Origin of the sequence: Levilactobacillus lanxiensis (genome assembly GCF_016861655.1) — a bacterium.
GTDB classification, from domain to species: domain Bacteria; phylum Bacillota; class Bacilli; order Lactobacillales; family Lactobacillaceae; genus Levilactobacillus; species Levilactobacillus lanxiensis.
Window position 1 is genome coordinate 26179 of the sequence record NZ_BOLN01000004.1, and the last position, 16369, is coordinate 42547.

The 16369-nt window shown below is 44.9% G+C and carries 23 protein-coding genes and 1 tRNA gene; 14 read left to right on the plus strand and 10 right to left on the minus strand.

The features are described 5' to 3' along the window. Positions 1-283: 283 nt before the first annotated feature. The 4 genes from JUF22_RS05705 (at position 284) to JUF22_RS05720 (ending at position 4013) form a co-directional block, all read left to right on the plus strand. Positions 284-2476, plus strand: a complete 2193-nt coding sequence (locus JUF22_RS05705; RefSeq protein ID WP_203644400.1) for a Tex family protein — start codon at positions 284-286, stop codon at positions 2474-2476. Beyond that, positions 2469-2948: a SprT family protein gene (locus JUF22_RS05710; protein WP_203644402.1), complete on the plus strand. Its 480-nt coding sequence runs from the start codon at positions 2469-2471 to the stop codon at positions 2946-2948. The genes JUF22_RS05705 and JUF22_RS05710 overlap by 8 nt, the downstream gene beginning before the upstream one ends. A gap of 19 nt (positions 2949-2967) precedes the next feature. Further along, on the plus strand, positions 2968-3849 hold the full coding sequence (gene thrB / locus JUF22_RS05715) for a homoserine kinase (protein WP_203644404.1): 882 nt from the start codon (positions 2968-2970) through the stop codon (positions 3847-3849). 79 nt (positions 3850-3928) lie between these two features. Next, positions 3929-4013: transfer RNA gene (locus JUF22_RS05720), tRNA-Leu, on the plus strand. Positions 4014-4137: 124 nt separating this feature from the next. Here JUF22_RS05720 and JUF22_RS05725 read toward each other — a convergent pair. From JUF22_RS05725 to JUF22_RS05755, 7 genes are all read right to left on the minus strand, one after another. Then, positions 4138-5316 (minus strand): tyrosine-type recombinase/integrase, encoded by a 1179-nt coding sequence (locus tag JUF22_RS05725; RefSeq protein WP_203644406.1) that lies wholly within the window; start codon positions 5314-5316, stop codon positions 4138-4140. Positions 5317-5737: 421 nt separating this feature from the next. After that, the gene (locus JUF22_RS05730; RefSeq protein WP_203644408.1) at positions 5738-6892 is read right to left on the minus strand and encodes a DUF8426 domain-containing protein; all 1155 of its coding nucleotides are present in this window, start codon (positions 6890-6892) and stop codon (positions 5738-5740) included. Between the two features lie 90 nt (positions 6893-6982). Then, positions 6983-7732, minus strand: coding sequence for a hypothetical protein (locus JUF22_RS05735; RefSeq protein WP_203644410.1), 750 nt, complete (start codon positions 7730-7732; stop codon positions 6983-6985). 101 nt (positions 7733-7833) lie between these two features. Beyond that, positions 7834-8007, minus strand: coding sequence for a hypothetical protein (locus tag JUF22_RS05740; protein WP_203644412.1), 174 nt, complete (start codon positions 8005-8007; stop codon positions 7834-7836). Further along, on the minus strand, positions 8004-8174 hold the full coding sequence (locus tag JUF22_RS05745) for a hypothetical protein (RefSeq protein WP_203644414.1): 171 nt from the start codon (positions 8172-8174) through the stop codon (positions 8004-8006). The genes JUF22_RS05740 and JUF22_RS05745 overlap by 4 nt, the downstream gene beginning before the upstream one ends. Before the next feature lie 43 nt (positions 8175-8217). Continuing rightward, complete coding sequence (locus JUF22_RS05750) at positions 8218-8697, minus strand: ImmA/IrrE family metallo-endopeptidase (protein WP_203644416.1); 480 nt, start codon at positions 8695-8697, stop codon at positions 8218-8220. Positions 8698-8709: 12 nt separating this feature from the next. Continuing rightward, entirely contained in the window at positions 8710-9117 is a 408-nt protein-coding gene (locus JUF22_RS05755; RefSeq protein ID WP_203644418.1) for a helix-turn-helix domain-containing protein, read from the minus strand. Between the two features lie 268 nt (positions 9118-9385). Here JUF22_RS05755 and JUF22_RS05760 point away from each other — a divergent pair, with 268 nt between their 5' ends. From JUF22_RS05760 to JUF22_RS05770, 3 genes are read left to right on the plus strand one after another with little or no spacing between them, the layout of a single operon-like run. After that, a complete protein-coding gene (locus JUF22_RS05760; RefSeq protein WP_203644420.1) occupies positions 9386-9595 on the plus strand; it encodes an XRE family transcriptional regulator in 210 nt (69 codons plus the stop codon). 12 nt (positions 9596-9607) lie between these two features. Continuing rightward, positions 9608-10372, plus strand: a complete 765-nt coding sequence (locus JUF22_RS05765) for a phage antirepressor (RefSeq protein WP_203644428.1) — start codon at positions 9608-9610, stop codon at positions 10370-10372. Positions 10373-10396: 24 nt separating this feature from the next. Next, complete coding sequence (locus tag JUF22_RS05770; RefSeq protein WP_203644430.1) at positions 10397-10561, plus strand: hypothetical protein; 165 nt, start codon at positions 10397-10399, stop codon at positions 10559-10561. Here JUF22_RS05770 and JUF22_RS05775 read toward each other — a convergent pair. The 3 genes from JUF22_RS05775 to JUF22_RS05785 all read right to left on the minus strand — a co-directional run bounded on the left by JUF22_RS05775 (position 10558) and on the right by JUF22_RS05785 (position 12121). Continuing rightward, on the minus strand, positions 10558-10788 hold the full coding sequence (locus JUF22_RS05775) for a DUF2188 domain-containing protein (RefSeq protein WP_203644432.1): 231 nt from the start codon (positions 10786-10788) through the stop codon (positions 10558-10560). The genes JUF22_RS05770 and JUF22_RS05775 overlap by 4 nt on opposite strands. Before the next feature lie 158 nt (positions 10789-10946). Beyond that, positions 10947-11318, minus strand: coding sequence for a hypothetical protein (locus tag JUF22_RS05780; protein WP_203644434.1), 372 nt, complete (start codon positions 11316-11318; stop codon positions 10947-10949). A gap of 311 nt (positions 11319-11629) precedes the next feature. Beyond that, positions 11630-12121: a hypothetical protein gene (locus tag JUF22_RS05785; RefSeq protein WP_203644435.1), complete on the minus strand. Its 492-nt coding sequence runs from the start codon at positions 12119-12121 to the stop codon at positions 11630-11632. A gap of 74 nt (positions 12122-12195) precedes the next feature. Between JUF22_RS05785 and JUF22_RS05790 the strand changes: the two genes are divergently transcribed. The 7 genes from JUF22_RS05790 (at position 12196) to JUF22_RS05820 (ending at position 16350) form a co-directional block, all read left to right on the plus strand. Further along, positions 12196-12462: a helix-turn-helix domain-containing protein gene (locus tag JUF22_RS05790; RefSeq protein ID WP_203644437.1), complete on the plus strand. Its 267-nt coding sequence runs from the start codon at positions 12196-12198 to the stop codon at positions 12460-12462. A gap of 303 nt (positions 12463-12765) precedes the next feature. Further along, positions 12766-13020 carry a hypothetical protein gene (locus JUF22_RS05795; RefSeq protein WP_203644440.1) on the plus strand — a complete coding sequence of 85 codons (255 nt, stop codon included), beginning with the start codon at positions 12766-12768 and terminating at the stop codon, positions 13018-13020. Next, complete coding sequence (locus JUF22_RS05800; protein ID WP_203644442.1) at positions 13020-13568, plus strand: host-nuclease inhibitor Gam family protein; 549 nt, start codon at positions 13020-13022, stop codon at positions 13566-13568. Before JUF22_RS05795 ends, JUF22_RS05800 begins: the two co-directional genes overlap by 1 nt. Beyond that, a complete protein-coding gene (locus JUF22_RS05805; RefSeq protein ID WP_203644444.1) occupies positions 13565-14332 on the plus strand; it encodes an ERF family protein in 768 nt (255 codons plus the stop codon). The genes JUF22_RS05800 and JUF22_RS05805 overlap by 4 nt, the downstream gene beginning before the upstream one ends. After that, positions 14295-14798: a single-stranded DNA-binding protein gene (gene ssb, locus JUF22_RS05810; RefSeq protein WP_203644446.1), complete on the plus strand. Its 504-nt coding sequence runs from the start codon at positions 14295-14297 to the stop codon at positions 14796-14798. The genes JUF22_RS05805 and ssb overlap by 38 nt, the downstream gene beginning before the upstream one ends. A gap of 12 nt (positions 14799-14810) precedes the next feature. Next, on the plus strand, positions 14811-15548 hold the full coding sequence (locus JUF22_RS05815) for a helix-turn-helix domain-containing protein (protein WP_203644448.1): 738 nt from the start codon (positions 14811-14813) through the stop codon (positions 15546-15548). After that, positions 15529-16350, plus strand: coding sequence for an ATP-binding protein (locus tag JUF22_RS05820; protein ID WP_203644450.1), 822 nt, complete (start codon positions 15529-15531; stop codon positions 16348-16350). The genes JUF22_RS05815 and JUF22_RS05820 overlap by 20 nt, the downstream gene beginning before the upstream one ends. The last annotated feature ends 19 nt before the right edge of the window (positions 16351-16369 follow it).

The following is a 16369-nucleotide window of genomic DNA, read 5'->3' on the forward strand; positions in this document are numbered from 1 at the left end:
CCCGCCTGGAGCCAAAGGGCGGTCTCCAGGCTTACTTTGAGCCGCTGAGAAACGCATCTCAAAGATAGCAATGACCTTAGTGGTTTCACCACTAAGGTCATTCCCACGGCTGAGCTCATTTTCACCATCCCTGTGGCTAACGCTGGTTTAGCCGCGGCATCGTCGGATTCCTATGGTTTGGTATTAGCTGTTTTATCTGGAAACACCACTTTTCTAGGAACTTACAAAACTGAATACAAAATAACTTAGAGACACGTACAAAAAATTAGAACGGAGGGGTTGCATGGCAACTACCCACGAAACAGTGTTAAGCGACCTGGCTAAGCCGGTTCAGCAACAACTGAGCCAGTACCGGGTCCAACAGATTCAAGCCGTGTTGACACTGTTAGACGAGGGCAATACGGTGCCCTTCATTGCGCGGTATCGGAAGGAACGGACGGGCTCACTGGATGAAGTGGCCATTCGCGACATTGAAGACGAAGCACACCGCCTGCTGAAGTTGAATCAGCGGCGGCAAGAAGTTTTAAAGATTATTGCTGAGCAAGGAAAATTGACGCCTGCACTGAAACAAAATCTGGCCCACGCCACGGTTCTGCAACAGGTTGAGGATCTTTACCTGCCTTACAAGCAGAAGCGTCGGACCAAGGCCACGGTTGCCCGGGAGGCCGGGTTGGCGCCGTTAGCACAATGGCTATTGACCTTTCCGGCGTCTGGCTTAACCGCTAAGGCCCAACAGTTTGTGGCGCCCACCAAGGAATTGCCGGATGTCGCAGCCGTTTGGGCCGGGGTTCACGAAATATTGGCCGAAACGTTTAGTGAGCAGGCGGCGTTTCGGGAATGGATTCGCAAGTATACTTGGCAACATGGTGAATTGACCAGCAAGCTCAAGCGGGGCGCGGCTGACGACGATGAACAGCAGGTTTACGCCACCTACTATGACTTCAGTCAGAGCTTGAAGCAATTGCCACCATACCGGGTTTTGGCCATCAACCGGGGCGAACGGGAGAAAATCTTGTCCGTTGGCATCTCAATCGACCCAGCGTCCATCTTGCAGTACGGGCATTTTCGCCTGGTTGGCCAGCACCAGGGTCCAGCCGTGGCCAAGGTTAAGGACGCCTTTGCGGACGCCTACAAGCGATTCTTGGGTCCGGCCATTGAGCGGGAACTCCGCCGGCAATTGACGGACAAGGCGGATGAACATGCCATTCAGGTCTTTGGCAATAACCTGTATCACTTGTTGATGCAGGCCCCACTGAAGGGGAAGGTCGTCATGGGCTTTGATCCCGCGTACCGGACGGGCTGCAAGCTGGCCATCATGGATCCCAACGGGCGTTTTCTCGCCAAGCAAGTGATTTATCCGCACAAGCCAGCGAAGGCCAAGGACCGGGCAGCCGCGGGTCCCGCGTTTAAGAAATTGCTCGAGGACTATCACGTTGAAATGATTGCCATCGGGAATGGGACTGCCAGCCGGGAATCCGAAGAGTTTGTGAGTGGCATCTTAAAGACGCTGGATCATCCGGTCTACTATGTGCTGGTCAACGAGGCCGGTGCATCGGTCTACTCGGCCAGTGCCAATGCCCGCGCAGAGTTTGCGGACTTTCACGTCGAGGAACGGTCGGCCGTCAGCATTGGCCGGCGCCTGCAGGACCCTCTGGCCGAATTGATCAAAATTGACCCCAAGGCAGTCGGGGTTGGCCAGTACCAACACGATGTGCCCGAGAAGTCCTTGGATGAACAACTGGACCGGGTCGTCGAAACGGCGGTCAACCAGGTCGGGGTCAACGTGAATACGGCGAGTCCGGAGTTGTTGACCCATATTTCTGGGCTGACGGCGACCACCGCGCAAAACATTGTGACCTATCGCAATGACAACGGGAGCTTTGCGGCCCGACAAGAGTTGAAGAAGGTCCCACGGCTAGGGCCGAAAGCCTACCAACAGGCGGTTGGCTTCCTGCGAATCATTGATGGTCGCGAACCACTGGACAACACGGATATTCACCCGGAAAGTTATCCAGTGGCCCGACAATTGTTACAGGAAATGGGCACGGACCAAGCCATTGGTCAGCCGAAGTTGCAACAACAGTTGGCCCAACTCAATCAAACCCAGTGGGCAGACAAGTTAGACGTTGGCGCGGCAACCCTGAGTGACATCGTTGCCAGCCTACGGAAACCTGGTCGGGACCTGCGGGATAGTATGCCAGCGCCACTGCTACGCCAAGATGTGTTGACCATGGCAGATTTGAAACCGGGGATGGAGCTGCAAGGCACCGTCCGCAACGTGGTCGACTTCGGGGCGTTCGTAGATATTGGGGTCAAGCAGGATGGGTTGGTCCACATTTCCCAGTTGGCCGACCATTACGTGAGTGATCCCAGCACGGTCGTGACGATTGGGGATGTGGTCACGGTCTGGGTGCTGAGCGTCGATGAGAACCGGCAACGGATTCAACTGACGATGCGAGCTGACAATCATGACTAATGACGACTTGCAACGGTTGGTTGAACAGATTTCGCTGGCCAGTTTCGGCAAACCCTTTCGGCACCACGCCACGTTTAACGCGCGGCTACGGACGACAGGGGGGCGCTACCGACTGACGGATCATGATATTGAAATCAACCCCAAAATGTTGACGGAACACGGCGAGGCCGTTCTGATTGGCGTGATCAAGCATGAGTTGTGTCACTATCACTTGCACTTGGCGGGCCAATCCGGGCAGCACCGGACCGTGGCATTTAAAAAATTATTACAACAGGTGGGTGGTCTCCGGTTCGCGCCGGCACCGCTACACCGCCAACCCCGGATGCGCCGCTGGATGCTGTATGAATGTGTTCAGTGTCACCAGCGGTATTACCGGGCACGACGTATTGATGTTTCCAAGATGGTTTGCGGACGGTGTCATGGGCATTTGCGTTGGCAAAAGACCGTGATTGCCGAGGAGCGACCACAATAACGTAAGGAGGTCATCACTGATGGGTAAAACCATTATTCGGGTTCCCGCTACGGCGGCTAACCTGGGCCCCGGAATCGATTCGATTGGGGCGGCATTACATTTATATTTAACGGTTATCATTGAAGAAAAAACGGAAGCTTGGCGGGTCAACCATGCGTTGGGCACCGAGATTCCCCGTGATGAGCACAACCTGATGGTGGAAACGGCCTTGAAGGTCAACCCGGATTTGCCAGCGCACCAGTTAACGGTGATGTCCGATATTCCCGTCTCACGGGGGTTGGGGAGCTCGACCAGTGCCATTATCGCCGGGATTAAGATTGCCAATGAATTGGGCGATATGAAATTGACGATTCCCCAACAGTTGAACTGGGCCGTCAAATTAGGTGGGACACTGGATAACGTGGCACCCGCTTTGATGGGCCAAGCCACGGTTGCCACGGCGGAGGGCGATGAGGCCCACGCCATTAAGCTGCCATTGCCTGACTTGCAGGTGCTGGTCTTCATTCCAGGACAAAAGCTGTTGGCCCGCAAGAGTCGCGCGGTCTTACCGGAAAAGTTGCCCCTGCAGACGGCGGTTCATGCCAGCAGTGTGGCCAATGTGTTGGTTGCCGCCTTACTCAAGGGCGACTGGAACCTGGCCTCAACCATGATTGAACGTGATGAGTTCCACGAACAAGCACGTTCCCAACTGGTGCCGGAGCTTAATCAGATTCGGGAAGCCGCTCATGAGTTAAATATTACCGGGACCTACCTCAGTGGGGCCGGTCCAACCGTTGTGACCTTCGGAACTTCACCACAATTAACAATTTTGCGGGCGAAGCTGGCAAAGCTCGATATGGCCGGTAGCTTGCGGATTATCGACCTTGATCAGGACGGTGCGACCGTCTTAACCGATGCATAAATAAATTTTTTTTGAATTAACTTGCAAAAAATATTGTCAGGTGCGGAATCATTTGTTATACTATTTCTTGTGAGTTAATGCGGCCATGGCGGAATTGGCAGACGCGCAAGATTAAGGATCTTGTCCGGGTAATCCGGGTGGAAGTTCGAATCTTCTTGGCCGCATATTGAGTTATCATCGGTCGTCATTGATGGGCAAAAGCCTTGATATGACGGCCTTTTTGTTTTTCCTAATTGTCATTGAGTGTCATAGAACGTCATATATTTCTAACCACTTTCTAACCACTTACTAAATGATATCGGAAATCCGGTATACATTTTCTGCAATTTTATGCGCTGACATGTGAGCGTAAATGTTGAGGGTGATCTTAATGTCGCTATGACCGAGCTGCAGCTGGAGTGCTTTGACATTGATTTGATGCTGAACCTGAATGGATGCGAAAGTATGGCGGAGACCATGGACAGTGATTCGTCTTAGTGGCGTCTCATGCGTCTTAGACCGTTCACTGTTGATTTGTTCGATGATTCGGTCCATCCAGTGATTGGGTGTCATTAGCGACATAGCTTTTCCAGTGCGGCTGCTCAGAAAAATTCGGTGACTGGCTAAGGGAATGACTGCTAAGCTGCTACGGTACTTCTTGAGGTGATTGATAGTAACCGGGTCGAGAGCAAGAGTTCTGTAGGCATTGCGTGTCTTAGGCGTGCCAATGGTTTGAGTACCATGTTCAGTTCGAGTGGTCGTCTTATCGATAGTTACGAAGCCTTCTCTTAGATTCAAATCACCCCATGTAAGGGCCAGAGCCTCACCCTTACGCATACCAGTAGTGGCGATAAGGTAGAAGAGCGCACCTCTATCAAAACGAGCTTCTTTCTGATCGTTACGGTCCACTTTGCGTAGAAAAGTGGCTAGCTCACTTGAACTCCAATAATTAAGAGGTTCATCGTCATTGGCAAGAGAATTAACTGGTTCAGGAACATCGACCAGTTTCATTGGATTAGACACAATGACGCCCATCTTTTGGGCTGTTCGAAAAACGAGAGCAGCGTACTGGGCTAGCTTATTGAACTGTTTAACGACGTTTCGCCAATCAAGTACTGCCTTCTGGCACATTTGCCACGTGATTTCGTCCATATACTTGTTCCCGAGCGATGGTAGGATATGGTGCTTAAAGATACCTTCGACTCGATTCAAAGTACTCTCCTTGACGCCTAAGCGGTACGTTTCGAACCACATAGTGTAGACGTCGGTAAACTTAGGCCGTTCCTTAACCTGAATGCCCTTCTTCTTGTCTCTATCGAACGCGGATTGGGCATGGGAGAAGGCGAGTAAGGCCTCCTTACGACTCTCGAAGCCACGACGGTGAAATGTCTTACTTTGTTCTTGACCGTAAACATCGGTATAGGTTCCAAGGTAACCGACCAGGTCAAAAACAGTCTTTCCTTTAGTTTTTCTAGATGTAATCTTCATTGATAATTCCTCCTAACAAATTCAACCCGTGCGAGGACGATTTTTGTTAGAGGTTGTGGCACCACCACCTTTCATTTATAATGGTCTATGTAAAAAGGGGTAGAGTTATCCCTTTGAGCGGTTAGCGTATCCCACTTTACTTTGGTCGGTGAGGGGATACGCTTTTCTCATGAAGTTTATTCGCAAGTTGTGTTAGACTAACAGATGAATAGGAAGGGGTGGTGTACATGCGTAAGAGGATAGATGTTGTAGTGGCGTATATTAGTATTACGCTTTTGCTACTTGCTCCGCTTTACTATCTGTTAGCAGGATTTAGTGCCTTTGTCCAGTTACACCCAGGTTCAATTGAGCTGTTGGTACTTTCCACAATACTTGACATTTTATTGGTTCGTAAAACATTCAAAATACATTATGAGTAGAGTTACTCTTCCTGGTCATCATGATCAGTGGGAAGAGTAGCTTTTTTTATGGCCTCTCTTAGTTCTGAAGGAACCTCTGCCTTAATTTTTTCCATGGAATCTCCAGAGTCACTTATGATTTCAGCCATCTTTGCCATCCTTTTAAGATGAGCATCATTAGCCTCTTGTTTCTTTATATCCATGTCTAATTGTGCAGATTGCTCTTTAAGGTCTCGAGCACTCTGAGCATCCTTGATCCTTTGAACTACGATTCGTTCGTCCTCTTTCTTTAATTTGAATTTACCCTTTAGAAGATTAACATCAATTTGAAATCCTGTCTTGGACTTAAACAATACCCAGGCCAATCCAAACATTCCTGCAGCAACTGATACGGTTAATATTAACTGTACTATTCCTGCCGACTGTACGTTACTCTTGATGATTGCTTCCGAATTTTCATCGATTGCAGCATATGATTCCGCAAGGTGATACGTGAAAGAGGTGTATGGTAACGCCTTAATATCCTTTTTTTCTGTTACAGGGAAAGTCAAGTACATCTTGTTTCCAGAGATATAGGCGTCAAACACAGCCCGCAGAATGTAGGGAGCATACTTATCTATCTTACTAACTGTCGTTTGCGTATAAATCATTTTGTATAGCGCAGGGTCTGCTTCAGAACGATTAAAGCTCTTTAAAAACTGTACCTTAAGGCGCTTCTTGTACGGAGATCTGGTTCGGCCTTCAATCTTTTCCGAATTTATTTCTTCGAGTTCTTTGGCTGATAGTTCATATGGAAGTCCCAAAACAACACCTAAGGAAAAGCGGTTTGAAGAGGTTCCTGGTATTAAGACATAATCGCCAGCTTTGATTTCGTTTCCAAATCGTTTTAGTTGTCCAACCCATGTTGTGTAGGTTGCATCGGGAATTTTACGATGGTCCTTGTCTTCTGGTTTACTATCATGAAACAAGGCTGAAAGTTGGTCATTTGTTTTCTCTTGAGTTTCTTTCAGTGAAATTTCATCATAACCAATACCAACGTATTGTCCGGTGATGAAATCTGTGTAATAATCTCCTTGGTTTGTTCTAATCATCCAAAAGGTGGCATTTTCGTCTACGTTTGGCAGTGCCGTAATAATGTCATTGATATCAGTTATTTGAATGGAATCGTTATCGCTCATATTCTCGCCTCATTTTGAAATATTTAACGCTTGAAAGCTTAATTGGTTACAACGCCATTTGCTATTGTTCAATATTTTCTTGCATTAATTCTATTCTGAAATATCGCTTTTCCAGTAGTAATTTGCAACTGAAGTTAAGCTCTGCATATTATCAGGATTGATTTCGCTGATGCGTTTACTTGTAAAACGATACTTTACGAGTGGCGTATTCGAATTTTTGTTCCCCGTTTTATCAACAGTATCTCCAGTGAAGATTATTCCAATTTTAGAGAAATCCTGATAGTTAGCTTTTTTAATACCCTTCATAATGGTCACAGCATCTGACTTTGCGTAGCCATACTTAAAACCAGCGGCATCTTTATCCTGCAGAAAGATATTTGCTGTGTAAGGCTTACTGGAATCGACACCCATAACTTTTACTTTGTACGTCAAGATGGCATTACCCTTCATGGCCTTGTTGACCTGGTACTTCAAACCGTATAGGCCGGTCTTTTGTTTCTTTAGTTCTTGTTTTCGCTGATGTGCTTGACGTGATGACTCACGGGCTTCTTCAAGAGATTTCGTTTCAGCTTCTTTTGCCTTTTCTGTGCTATGGCTGTGTGCTGCAGCTTTTTGGTCGGCAGTTAAATGATGCTTGAAGGTTAATCGGCTGGCCGGCGTATAACTGGAAGGAATAAATATATTAACAGTCACAGCAATTGCCAAGATACCAATTAACGTTCCAAGAATTGGATGGGAGCTTTTCATACCTCTAAAGAGATAGTAGGCTCCTACAAGGCATAGAGCTAATATTAATAATCTGACCAATATTTCAAAAATAATGATAAAGAAAGTAGACATTTGAAGTTCCTCCAGTATGTATTCTTCTATTTGATAAATAATTCATCCAATAATAGAATACTGCTAATAGTGGCTAAAAGTATATGTCCAACCGGAGGCAACTATTCGTTTTCCTTAAATATCTGTTTAAGAATTTTTAAGTTATTCAGATATTCCTCTTCAGAATCAGGAGCCTTTCCCTCCATAGCTGAAAAATCAGGGGCGTTCAAATCCTTGCGCAATCGGTTCAAGTATTCATAAAAAGTCATGTAGTCGCTGTCGCGTGAGTCTTTCACTTTAGAGTTCCTCCTAACAGTCCAAGCATGACCTGATACTCATCTTCGTTCTGTGGGGCTGCGCCATCGTAAATGGTCATATCAGGATCATTTAAGTCTACGCGTAAACGTTCAATGAATTCTTGGTAGGTCATGAAGTCGGAATCCTTCCCAATTTGGTCAAACATAGTAATTGCGTCCTTTCAACAGAATGTATGTTCTTTTTCATGCCTAAATATTGCTGCTGGTCTGATTGACTAGCAGCTTTTTTACATAGGGCCAATCTACATAGTTGGCAGCCCAAGTGGGAATTGATACAGAGCGCAGGATGCCTTCTTGAGTATCTACGGATTCATCGATGTCATTTCTGGCGAGCATTAACTCAACCATAAAGCAGTTTGCCTCATATTCCGTACCATAAACACGAGTATATAGGGATGATCGCTGAAGAAAATCAGTGTTGTCATCGTGGTTACAGCGGTCGTGACCAAGTTCATGACCACAAGTAATGCGCTGAGTTTGACTATCGCTTGCAGAGTTTAGAACAATAGATGAGACACCATAAAGGTTTGTCCTAAAACCTAAAATATTGTCACCCAGTTCGTGATAGTAAACGGGAATATCAAGGTATTTACATAGTTTTATCGGATCGTTAGTATTGAATTTTTTAACTAGCGACCATGCTGTTTTTCTAATTAATTCTCTTTTCAAAAGGTCACCGGCTCACTCGTTATTTTTTTCAGCACGTTGTCTAGATAGAATCAGAGATTCTCTGGCAACAACTTCGAGTGAGGACCTAAGTAGTTCGGCTTCAGTTTCATCCATTTCTTCACCACCGTTTTTCATAAATGCCAGTGCACCCTTATTTGATAATCCAGCAATCATGTTCTTCACAGTAGCCTGAATGTCTAGTTCGTCAGCTGCTGTAAAGGATCTAGTTTTAGTACGTCCCAGTAAAAAGTCTACCGAAACATTAAAGTAGTCGGCAATTTTTTGTAGGTTTTCAACTTTAGGCGAACGAGAATTCCATTTTCTGATTTGCCCATTTGATATACCCGTAGCTCTTTCCAGCTCGGCAATAGTGATGTGGTTCTCATCAGCGAGTTGTTTTATTTGAGTATAAAGATTCATGTTGTCCTCTTTCCAGCATTAACAAGAAAGAATAGTCTAAAGACTATTGACAAATAGCCAAATGGCTATTATAGTGTTCTTGTAAGCTAATTCATAAACACAAGGTTATCAGCAACTTGTTTATACAAGCCTAGAATAAAGGCCTTTAATATATCCTTTGCGAGGGGATAGGGGTTTACGTGTAGGCTTTAAACTATGCCTTTATAATAGTCTAAAAACTATTTAGTGTCAATGAAATTAGCCATAATTATTGGAAAGGAGAATAGTTATGTCAGACACTTTAACAACACTGGAACGTGTAACGATTCAATTGGGCCGTAACCGGCGTGCTGGTATTAAACCTGCAAGTCAGCGAGATCTTGCCCAATATATGGAAAAGTCACCGACATATATTGGGGATTTACTACGAGGAAACAAATTGGGACCCAGTGGGCGAGAACATCTTAAAAAGATTCTTAGCTATGTAGGTGTGGAATAGGAGGACTAACCGATGAACACGATTACGCCATTTAATTTTGATGGGAATGCGGTACGAACGATTAATAACGAGGGAGACATCTGGTTCGCAATGCCGGACGTATCCAAATCACTGAACCTCTCTAATTCAACTGTTTCAGTTAGAGCATTGGATGATGATGAGGTGACTAAGTTTAACTTAGGGGGCTTATCAGGAAATACTAATTTTATCAGTGAGCCCGGGCTTTACAAGCTCATTGGTGCAAGCCGTAAGCCAGAGGCTAAACGATTTAATCGCTGGGTAACTCATGAAGTTCTGCCATCGATTCGTAAAGACGGCGCATATTTAACCGCACAGACAGCTAGTGATTGGCTTAATAATCCGGATGTAATGATTGACGTTCTTCAACGTTACAAACGAGAGATCAAAGAAAATCAGCGACTACATGACTTGAATCAGAAGATGAAGCCTAAAGCAGACTACACAGATACAATGCTCGCCAATCCAGGATTGGAAACGACATCCATGATTGCTAAAAATTATGGGTACTCAGCTGTCAGCTTTAATCGATTGCTACATGAACTTGGTATCCAGTATAAGCAAGGCCAAACCTGGTTGTTATATTCCCAGTATCAAAATAAAGGATATACGCATATTGAAGTTTATGGCTACCAGTATGGAAGCTCGCGGAAGCAGATTAGAAATGTCATGAAGTGGACTCAACGTGGGGTCAAGTTCTTGTACGATTTCTTAAAGCAGCATGACATTCTTCCAATGGTTGAACAGTTGAGTTTTTAAAAATTGAGTTAAGGGGGATTGGGAATGGCAAGTGATAAAAATGGACACCCACTAGATATGCGGGAATGGACGAAAGTAGTTGTTGAAACTACAGAAAAACACCCGAAAGTAGTTGCCGAAATTACTGCAAATAATTTCGATGTTGCTAAGGGCTTTCGGGTGAGATTGACACCTAAATACGATGATTAATCCTTGTCCTTTGGAGGGAACGGATCATTACCGTAGCTGTTCTTCAAATTAATTCGTCCATGCTTATCTTGGCCAATTAATTCAGAATGTTGGTTTTTAGCAATTTGTTTACCAAAGTCCATAGCTTCCGACTTTTTGCTAAAAAGCTTAGTTGCTTTCGAATTGCCAGCGCCTTTAACGGCCCACTTGTCATCGTGTGGCGTCACCCATTGATTCTTCCCGGTCATCGTGTATCACCTCGATTAGTTGAATTACCTAATTATACCTTAAGTGTTCAGAAGAAAGAGGGTGATGATTATAAAAGGAATTCAAAAAAATCACAGTAAAAATAGTGGTCCGAGCAAATCAGATAGGATTGAAATGTTTTGTCGACACCACGAAAAGACTATTTCAATATTCTTAGTAGTCTTAGTATCATTGGCCACCAATTTGGTGTGTTGGCTAATATCGAAACTATGAGAGGAATTAAAGCACTTTTGAACAGCCAGTGTATTTGTTGCTCATGATATTCCTCAAAAAAGTGATGGCCTTCATCGGTTATTGCAATACCGTATGCAACTGGTTCACCCATACCATCGTATTCGTTGGCGTATGCGTAAGCTGTAATCAACCCATCAGAGTACAACTTTTTCCAATAATAGTTGTTTTCCATATCAGATGAATTTTTAATCTTTAATTGATTATTGGGATCATGTTGGCAGAGGTGCATTAAACTTCTTAATTCTTTACGCTCACTGCGAGTGGTTTCAGGAAGCATATATCTCCCTCCTTTCTACCCAATTGTACCAGAGCTTAACTTCGGGAGAATCAGAAAATAGCAAGCTGTGTTCTAACAAAAATAGTGATAAGGAAGTGGCAATATGAGTGGCAATATCAGTCATGAGGATACGGATAAACAAATGTATCTAAATAATTTCAGGCGTGAGAATAACCCTGAGAGAATGGGATTCCCACAATTATCGAAGAAAGTTGGAGAGAATTTGGTCAACATCATGAAAAAAGAAGACTTGTCATACGATGAGGCGTACGCAAGTCTTCAATATGCTTATAACCTTCTAAAGTTTGAGTCTAACTTTTTGAAGATCTAGTTATCAGTGACACCGGTGTGATTGGTTCATCAGCTGAAGTCTCGATGAATGGTAGTGTAGTTCCACTATCTAGGTTCCTTACATCGTAAATAAAGGGTGACGTAGCAATACCCGTGTTCAGATCCGAAACAAAGCCGCTAATTAATTGAAATATTAATTCCGGTCGTTGCATATTGGCAACACCCAGAAACTTGTTGTGAAAGTCAGACAGTTCTTCTTCATTTTCAAATTTATAAAGAAGATGTTTTTCACGAACAGGAGTTTCCTTGAATGAATGAAAACCTTGATCATTAATGGTTTCCTTTAAAAATGAAACCATGGGCGAGTTAGGTAGGAGCTTATAGAAATTACCGACAAGTAACTTTTTCTGGTAGGAAAATACTAATTGGTAATCAAGGGTTTCAATGGGTTCGAACTCAGTTGTGGCCTTAATATCGTTTAAAATCCATTGAAAAGCTTCCATTTGGGCCATGTTCATAATAATTCACCTCGATTAGTTGGATTACTTAAATTATACCGTAATCCCGTAAAAGGAGGGAAATCAAAATGATTCAGTTTGAGCTCCCAGAGGAAGTGATGAATCAGGTATACAAGAAAATGCTGCAGAGTGCTACACAAGCGTATGAGCTTGCATCCAAGAGAGAAGCGTTACCCTTCTGGATGAAAAAGAGCGAGGCGGCAGAATATGCCAATGTGTCTCCCAACACCCTGAAGAAGTTCATCAAAGATGGATTACGAGTATCCATCAAAGGTGGAATTGAACGTATTTCTAAGAAAGCAATTGACGACTACTACTTAGACAGTGAAATCTAAATCCCGTGCGAGGGCGATGTAGTAGTTGAAGGTTGAATGAAAGGAAAATGCATATGAATTGGCTTGAGTTTTGGAACGTCGTTGGTTGGATTCTCTTTTGGCTAATTGGATTTGGAATTGGCTGGTTGGCTAAGACCATCAAGGATAATCCTGATGAATGGTTTGAATAGAAAGGATGGTTACATTGAAATTCTGGCATAAAAAAACAGCTCTGGCCTGGCCGCCGGAGCTGAAGGGTGGAAGACTTAACTTCCTTATGCATATCGTTGACACTAATTCTACCCCGAAACGGTGGTGGTTGCAATGAGTCTAGGTGGAACATCAGCAGAGTATGACCGGCTGTTCGGTCGGCAACAGACTGCAAACATTAAGGATCCTTTTGGGGACGCGTATCTAGATTCAGTTAAGCATAGTGCACTGGTAGCGGCCTACAAGACAATGGCTGTTCACTTACGCCACCGAATGCAAGCCCCACAGGCTAGTCCTAAGCAACTAGAACGTGATTACCTACAGTTGCTTAGAACTAAGGCAAAACTAAAAGAATTGGGGGAACTGTAATGGACGCACTGGAAAAGTTCGATTTAGAAAATAGCAGTGAGGTTGAGAAACCAAAGTTTGAGGTTAACGACTTAAGTTCAGCAACCTGGGTAATGCGTAAGTATCGGGCGCTCGAAGCTAATGATGGCGAACTGAAACAAGTTGCCAAAGAACAAATCGATGCCATTCAAAAATGGCTTGATGATCAGCTACAGGCTAATGCAGATAGCAAGGCCTTCTTCGAAGAAAAGCTGGCTGATTATCTCGCTAAGCTGCGAGTTGATGATCCTAAGGCCCGCATCAAGACGCCGTATGGGACAGTATCCACTAGAAAGAGCCAATCCGGGGTCATTTGGTCGGATGAGGCGGTTGTCAAAAGCCTCGAAGACCAAGGACTTACTGATTTGATTCGGGTTAAGAAGGAACCGGAGAAAAAAGAAATTACCAAGCAGTTCCACTTTGTCGGTAACCGGTATGTCAACGATGATGGTCAAGTATTGCTTGGCGCGTCGCCTAAGGAAGCGACAGAGTCACTAACAATCAAGTCAACAAAGGAGAGCCTGCTATGAACATGAGCGAATCCATTAAGGAAATTGCGGCGGCCATTGCTCAAGTTCAGAAAGAGCTACCAGCTGTACCAAAAGATATTACCAATCCGATTACTCATAGCAAGTATGCAAACCTTGATTCTATCAACAAGGCGTTACTTCCGGTGACCAGTAAGAACGGGATTGCAGTAACACAGTACCCGGTGTCGAGTGGTGGACAAATTGGTTGTGGCACGCTGCTCATGCACATCAGTGGTGAGTTCATTGACTATGGGCCTTACATGATCAACGTAGACAAAAATAAGCGGATGTCTGCAGCGCAGGAGGGTGGTTCCACCATCACCTATGCTAAACGATATCAGTTATCGGCTATCTTTGGGATTGTTAGCGATAACGATGATGACGGCGTTCAACCGCAACCGCAAAATGGCCAGAACAACCAATATCAAGGTAACCAGCAGAATAGAGGACAGCAACAGCAAGGTGACCCGCGACAAGGCCGGCCAAATCAATATGGCAGTAACCAGAGTCAACAGGGAAATGAAGCAATTACAGACAAGCAAATTGCAACATTAGTTTCATTGTTTCAAGCAATCGCAAAAGTTAGCGGCAAGGACCTTCCAACAGTTCAGAATGGCTACTTTAATCAATTGCAAATCAACAATCTAAAACAGCTTAATCATACCGAAGCTAGTCAATTGACTGAGCGGGTAATTGGGAAGCTGACAAACATGGGAGGAAATACGAATGATCAATCGAGTGGTACTAACGGGCCGACTCACTAAGGACCCAGACTTACGGTATACGCAAAGTGGGGTGGCAGCGGCTACCTTTAACCTAGCTGTAGACCGACGTTATAAGGGGCAAACCGGCGAGCGTGAAGCAGACTTCGTTAGCTGTGTAATCTGGCGTAAGTCAGCGGAAACCTTTGCAAACTATTTCCACAAGGGTTCCCTAGTTGGAATCGAAGGGCGTATCCAGACACGGAACTACGAAAATCAGCAGGGCCAACGTGTCTACGTCACTGAAGTAGTCGTTGAGGATTTCTCGTTCTTGGAACCAATGAACCGTAACAATCAGCAACAGAACGGATACCAGCCACGGACTCAGGGACAGCAAGGCCGTCCGCAAAATTATCAGCAACCTCAACCACCACAGCAAGGACAATACGGCCAACAAAATCAGGGATACAGCAACACTGATAACGGAACCGGTGGCATTCAAATTTCTGATAAGGATTTACCTTTTTAGGAGGTGAGCTAGATGGCAATTATCAGAAGCCGACGAGAAAAGAATTACACAGTCCTCTTGAACGATGGGCTGCGTGATCAGCGGCTATCTTTTAAGGCACGAGGATTGATGGCTTACATGCTGTCAATGCCTGATGACTGGAAGTTCTATACCAGAGAATTGGTTAAGCATAGTGATAAGGATGGACGCGACTCAGTTCGAGTTGGTCTGAAAGAGCTCGAAGATTGCGGCTATCTTAAACGGCAAAAAAAACGTAGTGAATCTGGCCAATTTGACTCGCAAGACCTGCTACTTGTTGATACACCAACGTTTTCACCAGGAACGGATTATCCGGCGCCGGGAAAACCGGCTACGGAAAACCCGGCGCCGGCAAATCCGACACTACTAAGTACTAACGGTACTAAGGACTTACCTGAACTAAGTACTGAAGGTACAGAACATAGTCCGGCTGTCGCCGAACCGTCCGTGTCATTCGAAGATGAGTTTGATGTGGTCTGGAAAGAGTACCCCAATAAGCAAGGGAAAAAACAGGCGTTCAATCATTACAAAGCTTGGCGTAAGAAGAGCGTCAAGCATATCAATGGGTATTTGCTAGAGCGTCTACGTCTGTACAAGGCGGACTTAGCGGCTAATTCCTGGAAGCATCCAATGAACGGGTCCACCTGGTTCAATGGACGTTTCGAAGATGATTACTCGATTCCAGCTGACTCAGTTCAAGGAGGTGTGTCATATGGAGGCATTGACTTCTAACGATAAGTTTGAACTTCTAAAGCGAGTCCAGAAGACGACAGATATCTGTCCCATCCATGGGATTCCTAAAATCAGAATGCCTGGTCAACCGGCTTTCTGTACTGAGTGCCAGAAGCAGAAAATTGCTGAGCGGGAGAAAAAGACCGTTCTAGATGCGGAATTGTATTGGCAGAAGCGAAAGACTACTGATGTTTTAAACCGGGATTCAATCTTTGATGATTCTGATTTGAAAAAAGCTACATTCCAGAACTTTGAGGCACCCGGGCAGGAGGCCAAAGATAACTGGAATGCAGCACGCGAAATAGCTTACCAATATTTGGAAGCTGATACTCATTTTAACACACTGTTCACGGGGCTTCCGGGCCGTGGCAAGTCACACCTAGCTTTGTCGATGCTGAAGGCTGTTAATGAAAATGCCAAGCAACCGATGTCATGTCTGTTCGTTAGTGTCAATGAGCTGATGAGACTGATTAAAGACAGCTTCAATTACAGCGGTGACAGTCGATATAGCGAGAAAAATATGATTGATTTGCTTGGTAATGTGGATTTGCTAGTGCTGGATGACCTAGGCTCAGAGTCCTCGTTTAAGCGAGAAAATCGCGAGGCCAGCGAGTTCGTTCAGAACGTTCTGTTCGGTATTTTGAATCACCGTAACCGAACTATCGTCACAACAAACCTCAATAGCGTTGAGTTGTCAGCTATCTACAATCCGAAACTTATTTCTCGAATCTACAAAGGAATCAAGGACCATATCATCAAGTTTACTGATAAGACCCCTGATCGGCGTGGAATCGAGTTCTAGTAAGGGAGACTAATGACAA

What these genes read in the sequence shown, in the direction of transcription:
- JUF22_RS05765 (WP_203644428.1), top strand. Translation starts at nt 9,608, where the DNA reads ATGAACACGATTACGCCATTTAATTTTGATGGGAATGCGGTACGAACG.
- JUF22_RS05770 (WP_203644430.1), top strand. Translation starts at nt 10,397, where the DNA reads ATGGCAAGTGATAAAAATGGACACCCACTAGATATGCGGGAATGGACG.
- JUF22_RS05795 (WP_203644440.1), top strand. Translation starts at nt 12,766, where the DNA reads ATGAGTCTAGGTGGAACATCAGCAGAGTATGACCGGCTGTTCGGTCGG.
- JUF22_RS05800 (WP_203644442.1), top strand. Translation starts at nt 13,020, where the DNA reads ATGGACGCACTGGAAAAGTTCGATTTAGAAAATAGCAGTGAGGTTGAG.
- JUF22_RS05805 (WP_203644444.1), top strand. Translation starts at nt 13,565, where the DNA reads ATGAACATGAGCGAATCCATTAAGGAAATTGCGGCGGCCATTGCTCAA.
- JUF22_RS05735 (WP_203644410.1), bottom strand. Translation starts at nt 7,732, where the DNA reads ATGTCTACTTTCTTTATCATTATTTTTGAAATATTGGTCAGATTATTA.
- thrB (WP_203644404.1), top strand. Translation starts at nt 2,968, where the DNA reads ATGGGTAAAACCATTATTCGGGTTCCCGCTACGGCGGCTAACCTGGGC.
- JUF22_RS05785 (WP_203644435.1), bottom strand. Translation starts at nt 12,121, where the DNA reads ATGGCCCAAATGGAAGCTTTTCAATGGATTTTAAACGATATTAAGGCC.
- ssb (WP_203644446.1), top strand. Translation starts at nt 14,295, where the DNA reads ATGATCAATCGAGTGGTACTAACGGGCCGACTCACTAAGGACCCAGAC.
- JUF22_RS05755 (WP_203644418.1), bottom strand. Translation starts at nt 9,117, where the DNA reads ATGAATCTTTATACTCAAATAAAACAACTCGCTGATGAGAACCACATC.
- JUF22_RS05745 (WP_203644414.1), bottom strand. Translation starts at nt 8,174, where the DNA reads ATGTTTGACCAAATTGGGAAGGATTCCGACTTCATGACCTACCAAGAA.
- JUF22_RS05725 (WP_203644406.1), bottom strand. Translation starts at nt 5,316, where the DNA reads ATGAAGATTACATCTAGAAAAACTAAAGGAAAGACTGTTTTTGACCTG.
- JUF22_RS05705 (WP_203644400.1), top strand. Translation starts at nt 284, where the DNA reads ATGGCAACTACCCACGAAACAGTGTTAAGCGACCTGGCTAAGCCGGTT.
- JUF22_RS05820 (WP_203644450.1), top strand. Translation starts at nt 15,529, where the DNA reads ATGGAGGCATTGACTTCTAACGATAAGTTTGAACTTCTAAAGCGAGTC.
- JUF22_RS05790 (WP_203644437.1), top strand. Translation starts at nt 12,196, where the DNA reads ATGATTCAGTTTGAGCTCCCAGAGGAAGTGATGAATCAGGTATACAAG.
- JUF22_RS05780 (WP_203644434.1), bottom strand. Translation starts at nt 11,318, where the DNA reads ATGCTTCCTGAAACCACTCGCAGTGAGCGTAAAGAATTAAGAAGTTTA.
- JUF22_RS05760 (WP_203644420.1), top strand. Translation starts at nt 9,386, where the DNA reads ATGTCAGACACTTTAACAACACTGGAACGTGTAACGATTCAATTGGGC.
- JUF22_RS05775 (WP_203644432.1), bottom strand. Translation starts at nt 10,788, where the DNA reads ATGACCGGGAAGAATCAATGGGTGACGCCACACGATGACAAGTGGGCC.
- JUF22_RS05815 (WP_203644448.1), top strand. Translation starts at nt 14,811, where the DNA reads ATGGCAATTATCAGAAGCCGACGAGAAAAGAATTACACAGTCCTCTTG.
- JUF22_RS05730 (WP_203644408.1), bottom strand. Translation starts at nt 6,892, where the DNA reads ATGAGCGATAACGATTCCATTCAAATAACTGATATCAATGACATTATT.
- JUF22_RS05710 (WP_203644402.1), top strand. Translation starts at nt 2,469, where the DNA reads ATGACTAATGACGACTTGCAACGGTTGGTTGAACAGATTTCGCTGGCC.